Origin of the sequence: Pseudomonas sp. BNK-44-b, assembly GCF_047456245.1 — a bacterium.
Lineage (GTDB): Bacteria > Pseudomonadota > Gammaproteobacteria > Pseudomonadales > Pseudomonadaceae > Aquipseudomonas > Aquipseudomonas machongensis.
The window spans coordinates 4226928-4239362 of record NZ_CP179908.1 but is presented as its reverse complement, the minus strand read 5'-3'; the positions used below and the strand labels follow the sequence as shown (position 1 = coordinate 4239362).

General features: G+C 61.4%; 13 protein-coding genes and 1 tRNA gene. 10 read left to right on the top strand and 4 right to left on the bottom strand.

All coding sequences use genetic code 11. The features are described 5' to 3' along the window. Positions 1-13: 13 nt before the first annotated feature. Complete coding sequence (locus ACMGGG_RS19480; protein ID WP_054892532.1) at positions 14-904, bottom strand: bestrophin family protein; 891 nt, start codon at positions 902-904, stop codon at positions 14-16. 258 nt (positions 905-1162) lie between these two features. On the opposite strand from ACMGGG_RS19480, the gene ACMGGG_RS19475 reads away from it, so the two are divergent. From ACMGGG_RS19475 to ACMGGG_RS19465, 3 genes are all read left to right on the top strand, one after another. Beyond that, positions 1163-2218 carry a diguanylate cyclase gene (locus ACMGGG_RS19475; protein WP_414154238.1) on the top strand — a complete coding sequence of 352 codons (1056 nt, stop codon included), beginning with the start codon at positions 1163-1165 and terminating at the stop codon, positions 2216-2218. A 532-nt stretch (positions 2219-2750) separates the two neighbouring features. Beyond that, positions 2751-3968, top strand: coding sequence for a type II toxin-antitoxin system HipA family toxin (locus ACMGGG_RS19470; protein WP_414154237.1), 1218 nt, complete (start codon positions 2751-2753; stop codon positions 3966-3968). A 38-nt stretch (positions 3969-4006) separates the two neighbouring features. Further along, on the top strand, positions 4007-4471 hold the full coding sequence (locus ACMGGG_RS19465) for a hypothetical protein (protein ID WP_414154236.1): 465 nt from the start codon (positions 4007-4009) through the stop codon (positions 4469-4471). Between the two features lie 63 nt (positions 4472-4534). Here the strand turns inward: ACMGGG_RS19465 and ACMGGG_RS19460 are convergent, their stop codons facing one another. Both ACMGGG_RS19460 and ACMGGG_RS19455 read right to left on the bottom strand, forming a co-directional pair. Beyond that, a complete protein-coding gene (locus tag ACMGGG_RS19460; protein WP_054892538.1) occupies positions 4535-4792 on the bottom strand; it encodes a DUF3077 domain-containing protein in 258 nt (85 codons plus the stop codon). A gap of 13 nt (positions 4793-4805) precedes the next feature. After that, positions 4806-5039, bottom strand: coding sequence for a hypothetical protein (locus ACMGGG_RS19455; protein WP_372822085.1), 234 nt, complete (start codon positions 5037-5039; stop codon positions 4806-4808). 371 nt (positions 5040-5410) lie between these two features. On the opposite strand from ACMGGG_RS19455, the gene ACMGGG_RS19450 reads away from it, so the two are divergent. Then, entirely contained in the window at positions 5411-6031 is a 621-nt protein-coding gene (locus ACMGGG_RS19450; protein WP_414154235.1) for a LysE family translocator, read from the top strand. Between the two features lie 84 nt (positions 6032-6115). On the opposite strand, the gene ACMGGG_RS19445 is transcribed toward ACMGGG_RS19450, so the two are convergent. After that, positions 6116-6200: transfer RNA gene (locus ACMGGG_RS19445), tRNA-Leu, on the bottom strand. Between the two features lie 108 nt (positions 6201-6308). On the opposite strand from ACMGGG_RS19445, the gene queA reads away from it, so the two are divergent. From queA to ACMGGG_RS19415, 6 genes are all read left to right on the top strand, one after another. After that, positions 6309-7358: a tRNA preQ1(34) S-adenosylmethionine ribosyltransferase-isomerase QueA gene (queA, locus tag ACMGGG_RS19440; RefSeq protein ID WP_063546071.1), complete on the top strand. Its 1050-nt coding sequence runs from the start codon at positions 6309-6311 to the stop codon at positions 7356-7358. A 14-nt stretch (positions 7359-7372) separates the two neighbouring features. Continuing rightward, positions 7373-8488, top strand: coding sequence for a tRNA guanosine(34) transglycosylase Tgt (tgt, locus tag ACMGGG_RS19435; protein WP_162144435.1), 1116 nt, complete (start codon positions 7373-7375; stop codon positions 8486-8488). Between the two features lie 41 nt (positions 8489-8529). Next, on the top strand, positions 8530-8865 hold the full coding sequence (gene yajC / locus ACMGGG_RS19430) for a preprotein translocase subunit YajC (protein WP_054892542.1): 336 nt from the start codon (positions 8530-8532) through the stop codon (positions 8863-8865). A 65-nt stretch (positions 8866-8930) separates the two neighbouring features. Continuing rightward, a complete protein-coding gene (gene secD, locus ACMGGG_RS19425; RefSeq protein ID WP_414154234.1) occupies positions 8931-10793 on the top strand; it encodes a protein translocase subunit SecD in 1863 nt (620 codons plus the stop codon). Between the two features lie 10 nt (positions 10794-10803). After that, positions 10804-11712: a protein translocase subunit SecF gene (secF, locus tag ACMGGG_RS19420; protein ID WP_063546069.1), complete on the top strand. Its 909-nt coding sequence runs from the start codon at positions 10804-10806 to the stop codon at positions 11710-11712. 120 nt (positions 11713-11832) lie between these two features. Further along, positions 11833-12381: a glycine zipper 2TM domain-containing protein gene (locus ACMGGG_RS19415; protein ID WP_054892545.1), complete on the top strand. Its 549-nt coding sequence runs from the start codon at positions 11833-11835 to the stop codon at positions 12379-12381. The last annotated feature ends 54 nt before the right edge of the window (positions 12382-12435 follow it).

Below are 12435 nucleotides of genomic sequence, written 5' to 3'. Positions count from 1 at the left end.
GAACGGGGCGGCTTCAATCCACCCACTCCCCACACTGCGCCTCGCGCTGCATCGATTCCAGATTCCGTTCGATGGTCTCGCAGATCGTGTCCATCGGAATCTGGTGCTCGCTGCGTCGGAACGGGCTCTGCAGGTCGGTGCCGATCCGCTCGATCGCCAGCAGCATGAAGCCCACCACTGTCGAAGCCAGCGGCGTGAACCACTCCAGCGACTCGACCAGCCCGATCGGCACGATCACGCAGAACAGCGTGATGAACAACCGCGGAAAATACACGTAGGGGTAGGGCAGCGGTGTATTGGCGATCCGCTCCATCCCGCCCTGGGCGTTGGACAGGTCTACCAGCGTCGACTCCAGCCGCGCCAGACGAATGCTGTCCAGCCGCCCAGCCTTGTATTCGCCTGCCAGCAAGGCGGCGGAGCCGGCCAGAATGTCGTTGGCGAAGTTGTTCGAGCCATTGCGCCGCTCGAACTCGTGATGGGGGATGAACGCCATCAGTTCCGGCGGGCACGGCTCGTTCTTCAGGTGCGCCGCCAGGCAGTTCACATAGGCCACATGCCGACGCAGCAAGGTCGCCTTGACCGGATTGAGCCCGTCATCCGGATCGTCCACCAGCGTCAGCACCTGCCGCGCGAAGCTGCGTGAACTGTTGACCATCGCCCCCCACAGCGTGCGCGCTTCCCACCAGCGGTTGTAGGCACTGCTGTTGCGAAAGCTCACCAGCACCACCAGCGCCGAACCCAGCAGCGTCAGCGGGATCAGCGGCAGGCTGAACTTGCTGTTGAAGAACAGCATGAAATCGATGGTGACCAGGATGTCCCACACCAGCAGCCACAGCAGCGACCAGCCGATGTAGTTGAAGGTCTTGAGGACCAGGCGGTACTTGCGCACGAGGTAGTTTTTCACGCAGGGATCTCTTCGTGGAGCGGATGAAGGATCCGACGTCGGGGGCGGGGCAAGGTTCGGTGGACTGGATGTTACTGGACGTGTTTCTCGCGAGGTCGCGACGGAATTAACCCGACGGTTAGTGTATTTCGTCCAGCACGTTTGAAGTCCTGTTTTCGATAGTGGCACAATGCTCGAACGCCGACCCCCAGGGCATTTTCCCGCCTGGCTGCCTGTCCGGTGCATTCAAGGACAGTCCATTTTTTCGGTGAGCCCTCGATGATCGAGCGAACGGGTAAGGGTCTTTCCTTCGCCAAACGCATGTACCCACCCCGCGCCATCGGCACCGGGCTTGGGTTCTTCTGTGTGCTGATCGGCATCTGGCCGCTGCAGCCGGCCTGGTGGACCTGGGCCTTGCTCGCGCTGCACGGCTTCGTCTGGCCGCACGTCGCTTATCAGCTGGCCCGGTTGTCGAAGCAGCCCTTTCGCGCCGAGCAGCGCAACCTGGTGTTCGATGGCTTCGCCGGAGGCTGCTGGGCTGGTGTCATGGGGCTCAACCCGCTGCCGAGCGTGATCATCCTGTCGATGATCGCCATGGACAAGATCGCCGCAGGCGGCTGGCACATGCTCGGCAAGACCTTCCTCGCTCAGGCGCTGGGCATTGGCCTGGGGCTCTGGTTGTACGCGCCACCGCTATTCCCGCCTACCAGCCAGGCACAGATGCTTGCGTGCCTGCCGATCCTGCTGATCTACCCCATGGCCATCGGGCTGATCTGCTATCAGGTCACCGTCCAGCTCGCCCAGCATAAACGCACTCTCTCGCGCCTGAGCCAGACCGACAGCCTCACCGGGCTGATCAACCACGGCGCCTGGAAAGACCTGCTGCTGCGCGAATTCCAGCGTTGCCGCCGCGACAAACAGACCAATGTGCTGGCGCTGATCGACATCGACCATTTCAAGCAGATCAACGACCGTCACGGCCACCTGATGGGCGACGACATCCTGCGCACCCTCAGTGCCTTCCTGCCGACTCACCTGCGCAAGAGCGACCCGGTGGCGCGCTATGGCGGTGACGAGTTCTGCGTGATGCTGCCCGGCGTCAGCGTGGCCCAGGCCGAGGAAGTGCTTGAGCGACTGCGCGAGGCGGTGGAGTGTTATCGCCATCCTGAATTGCCGGAGCAGGGTTTGAGCCTGAGCATCGGCATCGCGCCTTTTGGCGTGCATCTGCAGAGTGCCGAGGCCTGGTTGCATGAGGCGGATATGGCGCTGTATCAGGCCAAGAGTGCGGGGCGGAATCGGATTGTGGTGGCAGGCCGGTATGGGGCGCTGGTGTGACACCCGCAATTGCATAGCTGCTATGTGTTGGTTTTGAGTTTGCTCAGCAGGTCGACCTCTTTTGACCCGCGCAGCTCAGAAATAAACGGAAGCAATCATCCGATTGTTTTCGATAAGCAAGCTCCTCAGCTATGCTTAGGCGTACCCAACCCTATGGATAAACGGATTTAAACGTCCGTTTATTTAAATTAGTCGGACATATTTAGCCGCTTATGGAAAGATTTTTTCCGGTAGATTGTGAAGCAAGCCTCCAGCGTATAGGGCTTCTGGTCAAAACGGCACGCCTGGAGCAGGGTGTCCGGCAACTGGATGTCGTCAGTAGACTCGGCGTTACCGAGAAGATGCTGCGTCGCATCGAACGTGGTGATCCATCCGTCAGTGTCAGATCGTTGATGCTCGTGTTGTGGAACCTTGGTCTTACAGACAAGGTTTTCCGTCCTCTGGAGGATGCTTCAGTCTCCTTCGTTGAGTTGAAGGACGAGACCAGTGGCCGCCGAGCGCGTAGACGCCGCGCCAAGCCGGAGGACTTCTGATGCCCAGTGCCTACATCTACATGGAGCACCCCCAGACCGGTGAGGTTCTGACGCTTGGGCGCCTGACCTTGAATGGCAACCGCCCTGGCGAGTTCGTCTATTCGCCCGCCGTGCTGGACTCGAAGGTATGGGTGCCCGACCCTTTCCACTACCCCTTGTCGGATCAAGTCTTCAGCGTCGCCAGTAATCACGGGGTTCCGGGCTTTATCGACGACGCCCTGCCAGATGGCTGGGGCGAGAGGCTGCTCCAGCGCCTCAAGCGTGACCCGATCACACGTTATGACCTGCTGATCGATTCGCCCAACAGCGATCGCGCGGGAAACCTGATGACCGGGCGCGACAAAACCCCACCTATCGGTGTCGGCCAAAAGCCACTGCCACGGCTGTCGGGGTTGGACAAGTTCATCGAAGCCTGCGATGTCGTCTACGACCAGGACATCGATGAAGAGACCGCCAGAACCCTGGGCGTGCGAGACCAGCGCTCATCGGCTGGAGGAGCCCGTCCGAAGCGCACGTTCCAGGGTGACGGAAAACTCATTCTGGCCAAGCCGCATGATCGCTTTGACCAATATGAGCTGGCCCCGGTAGAGCATGCCTGCATGACCTTCGCCGCCATGAAAGGCATGCGCGTCGCCAACACCTCGCTGTACCTGGATGGAAAGGGGCCGACCTTGCTGGTAGAGCGCTTTGATCGTCGGTACGTGGACGGCGTCTTCCGGCGAGTCCCGATGCTCAGTGGCCTGACCTTGCTGAAGACGGATTGGACGCTGCTGGATCTCCAGGCCCGTTCGTACGCTCGCCTGGCCAACGAAATGCATCGTCGTGGCGTGCCGGATCAGGATCTGCGTGAGCTGTACATGCGCATGGCCTATAACGCCCTGGTCGGCAACGCGGACGACCATCCCCGCAACCACGCCGTCATTTTCATCAACGATGGATGGCGACTTTCGCCCATGTACGACGTGCTGCCAATCCTGGATGAGGGGCCTGCGAAATATCTGTCCATGAGCGTCGGACTGGATGGGGCGCGGGTGTCGCGCGCGAATCTGCTTAGCCAACGGCAGCACTTCGGGCTCGCGCAGGATGAGGCGGAAGGTATCCTTGACCTGGTTGGTGGTTGGGCCGACGAGTTGAAGGAGTACTACGCGGACTTTCTGCAAGGCAAGGTGTTGGAGCTGGCGCGCGATGCGACCAGCGCACGGAGGATTCTGGGCTGAGTCTTGGTGGTGGATTGTGTGGGAAAAAGGAGAAGCTTTTGGCCCTGATGAATGATCGGCATCAGCGATGCACCCAATTATGCTGGGGCGCGATGGATACGCTCATCATCGTGCTCTACGCATTCGGCAGTATTCGCCGTGGTCGGATTCCATTTTGGGATGATCTGCAAAGCATTGTTGCCTTGTCACGCGAGCATGGCGAGCTGGCATTATTTATCGGCCTTACAGGCGTAGCGGTGCATCTCTCGGTAGTCGCCAGCGGTTTGTTGTTTATCAAAGGCGTGCGTGCTGCGGCCTATGTCGGCCTGGCCCAGGCGCCATTTCGAATGATCCTGCTTCCCTCGATACCTATCGCCTTCCTATGGCCCAACGTCCTTGTTACGCCAGCACCCTGGCTGCTTTTTCTGCTGGCAGTTGGTGCGGAAGCCGTCAAAGTGTGGAGTTTGGTACTGCTGGTGCGAAGCCAGCGGTTCGCCCAAGCGACTGAATCACAGCCTGTGTAGCCGATTCGATTCAATAGGCCGGGGCCACGTGCAGCCCCAGCCTATCGCCAATGCGGCTCTGGCCTAGCGGCTTTCCCGCCCGCGTCCTATCTCCACGTCGTCCATCACCGCCTTGACCATGTCGCACAGCAAGTGCGCGGCCCAGCCCAGGTCAGCCTCGCCGTCGGTGGAGGCGAGCAAGGTCATGCGCTTGGCGCAGGCCATCATCGCCGAGGCTTGTTCCATTGCCAGTTTCGAATCATGTCCGGGCTCGACCCGGAACAGCGGCTTGTCGCCATCGCCGTATCCGAACCCGGTGACGCCTGCAGTGGTATCGCTCATCTCCGATGCTCCTTCAGTGACGGACCTGGATCCTGCTCAGTGCGGTTTCCGCCAGCGTCAGGGCGGCATCGACTTCGTGGGCGGTGGCGATGGTCAGGGGCTGGGCGGGGGAGCCGAGGGTGAGGGCTGTGCTGTGGTGGGTGATGGCGAGGGCGCAGGTGAGGTGTTCGATGAGTTGGAGGACGAGGTCTTCGAGGGCGTGGGGATTTTCGGGGGCGAAGGGGGGATCGGGGACGATCTTTAACATGGTAACTCCTTGAGCCGTTTTCAGGAGTTGCGGACCATCGCTGTCAAACGAATGGAGGCAACCGTACGTGGGTTGACAGACCGGAGGCTCAAGAACCCGGCGCACACGAATGTGCCCCACGTACAGCTGCCATTGAGGTCAGCCGTTTGGTCTTGAGCATGCGGCCTGTCAAAGCCGGTCGTTGATGAGCAACGACCGGGCGAGACTAGAACGCGCCCCATGGCACCGCAACGGCTTTAGGCGGCCGAGAGTATGTTTGGGAAACGGACTACAGGGAATGGGGAAAAACTGAAAATCGAGCCACTTATCCACAACGAAAAAAGCTTCGCCCAAGCTAATCTAGGGCAACTTCCCGCCCAGGTAGAGCCCCCATGTCCATCGCCGACAATCTGATTGCCTTCACACTCGCGGCTACCCTGCTAACGGTAACCCCCGGCCTAGACACCGCCTTGATCCTCAGAACCTCTGCTGTGGAGGGGCGCAAGCAGGGACTGCGCGCGGCCCTGGGCATCAACGCCGGCTGCCTGCTCTGGGGCGCAGCGGTCGCCTTCGGCCTTGGCGCATTGATCGCCGTCTCCGAGCTGGCTTATGACATCCTCAAGTACTGCGGCGCTGCCTATCTGGCATGGTTGGGCGTGAACATGCTCCTGCGCCCACGCCAGTCGCTGGCGCCTGCCGAGGCCGAGGGGCGACCGGCAGCGAATTGGTTCCTCAAGGGCATGATGGGCAATCTGCTCAATCCCAAGGTCGGGATTTTCTACGTATCGTTCCTGCCGCAATTCATTCCGCAAGGCCAGCCATTGATTGCATGGACCTTCGGGCTTGTGGGCATTCATGTGCTGCTGGGGCTGATCTGGGCGGTGGGGTTGATCGGTGCGACACAATCCATGGCGGGTGTGCTGCGCAAAGGGAAAGTGATCCAGTGGATGGACCGGGTGACTGGAATGGTGTTTGTATTGTTTGCGGCGCGTTTGGCGTTGAGTCGGCGTTGAGGTGGGCGGCGGTTCGCCCCGAAAACGTCGGTCTGAATCCCGCCCACAAAAAAACCGACCATAAGGTCGGTTTTTTCTGGATCTTGGTGCCCCGAGGGAGACTCGAACTCCCACTCCTTTCGAAAACGGATTTTGAATCCGCCGCGTCTACCAATTCCGCCATCAGGGCTTGTGGCGCCGCAGTATAGAGAGGCTCCTGCAGTCGGTCAATCGGCTTTCATGGTCAATTTTCATGCATTGGGCTAAACTTCCCGGCCCTGCCAAGCCGAACACGATCATGCGCGTCGCCGATTTTTCCTTCGAACTCCCCGATTCCCTCATCGCCCGCCATCCCCTGGCCGAGCGCCATGGCAGCCGTCTGCTGGTCCTTGACGGGCCGAGCGGGGAGCTGGCGCACCGGCGCTTCACCGATTTGCTCGAGTACCTGCGTCCGGGCGACCTGATGGTGTTCAACAACACTCGGGTGATTCCGGCGCGGCTGTTCGGTCAGAAAGCCTCCGGCGGCAAGCTGGAAGTGCTGATCGAGCGGGTGCTCGACAGCCATCGGGTACTGGCCCATGTGCGTGCCAGCAAGGCACTGAAGGTCGGCGCCACGGTGCTGATCGATGGCGGTGGCGAGGCCGAGATGGTCGCGCGCCATGAGACGCTGTTCGAGCTGCGCTTCACCGAAGAGGTGCTGCCACTGCTCGATCGCGTCGGTCACATGCCGCTGCCGCCGTATATCGACCGCCCGGATGAAGGCGCCGACCGTGAGCGCTACCAGACCGTGTACGCCGAGCGTGCCGGTGCGGTTGCTGCACCTACGGCGGGCCTGCATTTCGACGAGGCGCTGCTGGAGCAGATCGCCGCCAAGGGCGTCGAGCGTGCCTTCGTCACCCTGCACGTGGGTGCCGGCACCTTCCAGCCGGTTCGGGTCGACAAGATCGAAGACCACCACATGCATAAAGAGTGGCTCGAAGTGAGCCAGGACGTTGTCGATGCCATCGAGGCCTGCCGCGCCCGTGGTGGGCGGGTGATCGCGGTCGGTACCACCAGCGTGCGCTCGCTGGAGAGTGCGGCGCGCGATGGTGTGCTCAAGGCGTTCAGTGGCGACACCGACATCTTCATCTACCCCGGTCGGCCGTTCCATGTGGTCGATGCGCTGGTGACCAACTTCCATTTGCCCGAGTCCACGCTGCTGATGCTGGTCTCGGCCTTTGCGGGGTATCCCGAGACCATGGCCGCGTACGCCGCGGCGGTCGAGCAGGGGTACCGCTTCTTCAGTTACGGTGATGCCATGTTCATCACCCGCAATCCGGCGCCGCGCGGCCCCGAGGATCAAGCATGAGTCGCACCTGTCGAATGTCCTTCGAACTGCTGGCCACCGACGGCAAGGCCCGTCGCGGTCGGCTGACCTTCCCCCGTGGCACCGTGGAAACCCCGGCGTTCATGCCGGTGGGCACCTATGGCACGGTCAAGGGCATGCTGCCGCGGGACATCGAGGCCATCGGCGCCGAGATCATCCTGGGCAACACCTTCCACCTGTGGCTGCGCCCGGGCACCGAGGTGATCAAGAAGCACAACGGCCTGCACGACTTCATGCAGTGGAAAGGCCCGATCCTCACCGACTCCGGTGGTTTCCAGGTGTTCAGCCTGGGCGCGATGCGCAAGATCAAGGAAGAGGGCGTGACCTTCGCCTCGCCGGTCGACGGCTCCAAGGTGTTCATGGGCCCGGAAGAGTCGATGCAGGTGCAGCGCGACCTGGGCTCGGACATCGTGATGATCTTCGACGAGTGCACGCCGTACCCGGCCGAGCACGATGTGGCGCGCACCTCCATGGAGCTTTCGCTGCGTTGGGCCCAGCGCTCGAAGAACGCCCACGGCGACAATACCGCGGCGCTGTTCGGCATCGTTCAGGGTGGCATGTACCAGGACCTGCGCATGCGCTCGCTGGAAGCATTGGTCAACATCGACTTCGACGGCCTGGCTATCGGCGGCCTGTCGGTGGGCGAACCCAAGCACGAGATGATCAAGGTACTGGATTACCTGCCGGCACAAATGCCTGCTGACAAACCTCGTTACCTTATGGGGGTAGGCAAACCGGAAGATCTGGTTGAGGGTGTGCGCCGCGGCGTCGATATGTTCGACTGCGTGATGCCCACGCGCAACGCGCGCAACGGCCATCTGTTCGTCGATACAGGGGTGATCAAGATCCGCAACGCGTTCCATCGCCACGATGATTCGCCGCTGGATCCGACCTGTGACTGCTATACCTGCACCAACTTCTCCCGCGCTTATTTGCATCACCTGGACAAGTGCGGCGAAATGTTGAGCAGCATGCTGAATACCATCCACAACTTGCGCCATTACCAGCGCTTGATGGCCGGTTTACGCGAGGCTATTCAACAGGGTAAATTGGCCGCCTTTGTCGACGCCTTCTATGCCAAGCGCGGACTTCCCGTTCCGCCTTTGGACTGACTGTTCGCACACATAACTAAATTCAGCAACTGGAGTGCTACATGAGCTTTCTGATTCCCGCCGCTTACGCGGACGCTGCAGCCCCTGCCGCCGGCCCAGCCGGTACTGGCTTCGAGTGGATCTTCCTGGTCGGTTTCCTGGTCATCTTCTACCTGATGATCTGGCGCCCACAGGCCAAGCGTGCCAAAGAGCAGAAGAACCTGCTCGGCGCCCTGCAGAAGGGTGACGAAGTGGTCACCAACGGCGGTATCGCCGGCAAGATCGTCAAAGTTTCCGACGACTTCGTGGTGCTGGAAGTGTCCGACAACGTCGAGCTGAAGTTCCAGAAGGGCGCCATCGCCGCGACCCTGCCAAAAGGTACGCTCAAGGCTATCTGAGTTACCGGTTTCATTTTTTCCAGTCGGGGCGCGCAAAGCGCCCCGCGTCTTGAACGGGCGGCGTGATGCTGAACAAATACCCTCTGTGGAAATACCTGCTGATCCTGGTGGTACTGGCGGTCGGCTTTATTTATTCCGCTCCCAACCTCTACCCGGATGACCCGGCGGTGCAGATCAGCGGTGCAAGTTCCGCGCTGCACGTGAGCCAGGCCGACCTCGACCGCGCCACCAAAGCGCTGGCCGATGCCGGTATCACCGTCAAGGGTGGCAGCCTGGGCGAGAAGGGCAGTGCGCTGGTGCGCCTGACCAACCAGGAAGACCAACTGCCGGCCAAGGATGTGGTGCGCAAGACCTTGGGTGACGACTACGTCGTCGCACTGAACCTGGCCCAGACCACCCCGCAGTGGCTGCGCAACCTGGGTGCCAGCCCGATGAAGCTGGGCCTGGACCTGTCCGGAGGTGTGCATTTCCTGCTGGAAGTGGACATGGACAAGGCCATGAGCGCCCGCCTGAAGGTCTACGATGGCGAAGTGAAGACCCTGCTGCGCAAAGAGCGCGTGCGCTACCGTAGCCTGCCCCAGCAGGACGGCAGCATCATGCTGGGCTTCGTCGACGATGCTACTCGCGAACAGGCACGTGCCCTGGTCCGCAAGAATTTCAATGATTTTGACATTACCACCACCGAGCGCAACGAGCTCTCCGTGCTGCGTCTGGCGCTGACTCAGGCCAAGGTCGCCGAAATCCGCGAATACTCCATCAAGCAGAACCTGACCACCGTCCGCAACCGTGTGAACGAGCTGGGCGTGGCCGAGCCGCTGGTTCAGCGCCAGGGCGCCAACCGTATCGTGGTCGAGCTGCCGGGCGTGCAGGACACTGCCGAAGCCAAGCGTATCCTCGGCAAGACGGCCAACCTGGAGTTCCGCTTCGGCGCTGAGCCAGGTGCTTCGAAAGCGACCACCGAGGTCTTCGAGTTCCGTGACGGCAACCGTTCGGCTGCGGTCGAGCGTGGCTTGATCATCACCGGTGACCAGGTTACCGATGCCCAGGCGAGCTTCGACGAGCACGGTCGTCCGCAGGTGAACATCCGCCTGGATGGCCACGGTGGCGAGTTGATGAGCCGCGCCACGCGCAGCAACGTCGGTCGCAGCATGGCGGTGATCTTCATCGAGCAGAAGCCGGTGACCCGCTACGTCAAGCAGACCGTCGACGGCGTCGAGAAGGAAGTGGCGGTACAGAGCTTCCAGGAAGAGAAGAAGATCATCAGCCTGGCGACCATCCAGTCGCCGCTGGGCAGCCAGTTCCGTATTACCGGCCTGAACGGCCAGGGTGAATCGTCCGAATTGGCCCTGCTGCTGCGTGCCGGTGGTCTGGCCGCACCGATGTACTTCGCCGAAGAACGTACCATCGGCCCAAGCCTGGGTGCCGACAACATCACCAAGGGTGTCGATGCATCGCTGTGGGGCATGTTGTTCGTCTCGCTGTTCATCATCGCTATCTACCGTGGCTTCGGCGTGATCGCCACCATCGCCCTGGCGGGCAACATGGTGCTGCTGCTGGCGCTGATGTCGCTGTTGGGCGCGACCCTGACGCTGCCGGGTATCGCCGGTATCGTGTTGACCATGGGTATGGCGGTCGACGCCAACGTGCTGATCTTCTCGCGGATTCGCGAGGAGCTGAAAAACGGCATGTCGGTGCAGCGCGCCATCCACGAAGGCTTCAACCGTGCCTACACCGCGATCATCGACGCCAACCTGACCAGCCTGCTGGTCGGCGGCATCCTGTTCGCCATGGGTACCGGCCCGGTCAAGGGCTTCGCGGTCACCATGTCCCTCGGGATTTTCACCTCGATGTTCACCGCCGTCATGGTGACCCGCGCAATGGTCAACCTGACCTGTGGCGGGCGTGACATCAAGAAGCTGTGGGTTTGAGGGAGCTGCGATGAAAACCATCAACTTCATGGGCGTGCGCAACGTTGCGTTCGCCGTCACTGTCCTGCTGACCGTACTGGCGCTGTTCAGCTGGTGGCACAAGGGCTTGAACTTCGGCCTGGACTTCACCGGCGGTACGCTCATCGAGCTGACCTACGAGCGTCCGGCCGACCTCAAGGCGGTGCGTGCCGAGCTGGTCGAGTCCGGCTTCCACGAGGCCATCGTGCAGAGCTTCGGTGCCACCACCGACCTGCTGGTGCGCATGCCTGGCGATGACCCGCAACTGGGCAATCAGGTTGCCCAGGCGCTGCAGAAAGTGGGCGGGGACAACCCGGCCACCGTCAAGCGTGTCGAGTTCGTCGGCCCGCAGGTCGGTGAAGAACTGCGTGACCAGGGCGGCCTGGGCATGCTGCTGGCGCTGGGCGGGGTACTGATCTACCTGGCGTTCCGCTTCCAGTGGAAGTTCGCGGTGGGGGCGATCGTCTCGCTGGTGCACGACGTGATCGTGACCGTGGGCATCCTCTCGTTCTTCCAGATCACCTTCGACCTGACGGTGCTGGCGGCAGTGCTGGCGATCATCGGCTACTCGCTCAACGACACCATCGTCGTGTTCGACCGCGTGCGTGAGAACTTCCGCGTCATGCGCAAGGCGTCGCTGATCGAGAACATCAACGTCTCGACCACCCAGACCCTGCTGCGCACCATCGCCACCTCGGTGTCGACCTTGCTGGCGATTGCTGCGCTGCTGTTCTTCGGTGGCGACAACCTGTTCGGCTTCTCGCTGGCGCTGTTCCTGGGCGTCATGGCGGGTACCTACTCGTCGATCTACATCGCCAACGTGGTGCTGATCTGGCTGAACCTGAACAGTGAAGACCTGATCCCGCCGGTCAAGGCCGAGGGTGTGGACGACCGGCCGTAAGGGCTTGTCCTACGCCGTTTGGCGTAAAGAGAGGCGCGAGTGTTGAACTCGCGCCTTTTTTTTGCTCCAAGGCAGGGAGAAGGCGGGCAATGTCCCGCGGGTATGATCAGGAGATTCCACGTGAACAAATCAATGCTGGTGGGTGCGGTTCTGGGTGCTGTCGGTGTTACAGCCGGAGGTGCTGTGGCGACCTACAGCTTGGTGAACAAAGGGCCGGAATACGCCCAGGTCACTGACGTACAACCGATCAAGCAGCAGGTGAAGACACCGCGCGAAGTGTGCAAGGACGTGACCGTGACGCGCCAGCGTCCGGTGCAGGACCAGCACCAGATCGCCGGTACCGTGGTGGGCGCCCTGGCCGGTGGCCTGCTGGGTAACCAGATCGGTGGCGGCACCGGCAAGAAGATCGCCACGGTCGCAGGTGCGGTGGGTGGTGGTTATGCCGGTAACAAGGTGCAGGAAGGCATGCAGGAGCGTGACACCTACACCACCACGCAAACGCGCTGCAACACGGTCAACGACATCAGCGACAAGGTGGTGGGCTACACCGTGAAGTACACCATCGGTGACCAGGCTGGTGTGGTGAAGATGGACCACGAGCCAGGTTCGACCATTCCGCTGGACAAGAACGGCAAGCTGGTCCTGAGCCAGGCGCAGCCCGGGCAGTGATCAGGATGCTGGCCTCATCGCGGGCCAGCAGAACCACGGAAAGCAGGCACAAAA

Bases quoted from the DNA above. Each gene is read 5' to 3' on its own strand.
- ACMGGG_RS19475 (WP_414154238.1), top strand. From the start codon at position 1,163: ATGATCGAGCGAACGGGTAAGGGTCTTTCCTTCGCCAAACGCATGTAC.
- ACMGGG_RS19470 (WP_414154237.1), top strand. From the start codon at position 2,751: ATGCCCAGTGCCTACATCTACATGGAGCACCCCCAGACCGGTGAGGTT.
- ACMGGG_RS19460 (WP_054892538.1), bottom strand. From the start codon at position 4,792: ATGAGCGATACCACTGCAGGCGTCACCGGGTTCGGATACGGCGATGGC.
- ACMGGG_RS19455 (WP_372822085.1), bottom strand. From the start codon at position 5,039: ATGTTAAAGATCGTCCCCGATCCCCCCTTCGCCCCCGAAAATCCCCAC.
- ACMGGG_RS19450 (WP_414154235.1), top strand. From the start codon at position 5,411: ATGTCCATCGCCGACAATCTGATTGCCTTCACACTCGCGGCTACCCTG.
- queA (WP_063546071.1), top strand. From the start codon at position 6,309: ATGCGCGTCGCCGATTTTTCCTTCGAACTCCCCGATTCCCTCATCGCC.
- tgt (WP_162144435.1), top strand. From the start codon at position 7,373: ATGTCCTTCGAACTGCTGGCCACCGACGGCAAGGCCCGTCGCGGTCGG.
- yajC (WP_054892542.1), top strand. From the start codon at position 8,530: ATGAGCTTTCTGATTCCCGCCGCTTACGCGGACGCTGCAGCCCCTGCC.
- secD (WP_414154234.1), top strand. From the start codon at position 8,931: ATGCTGAACAAATACCCTCTGTGGAAATACCTGCTGATCCTGGTGGTA.
- secF (WP_063546069.1), top strand. From the start codon at position 10,804: ATGAAAACCATCAACTTCATGGGCGTGCGCAACGTTGCGTTCGCCGTC.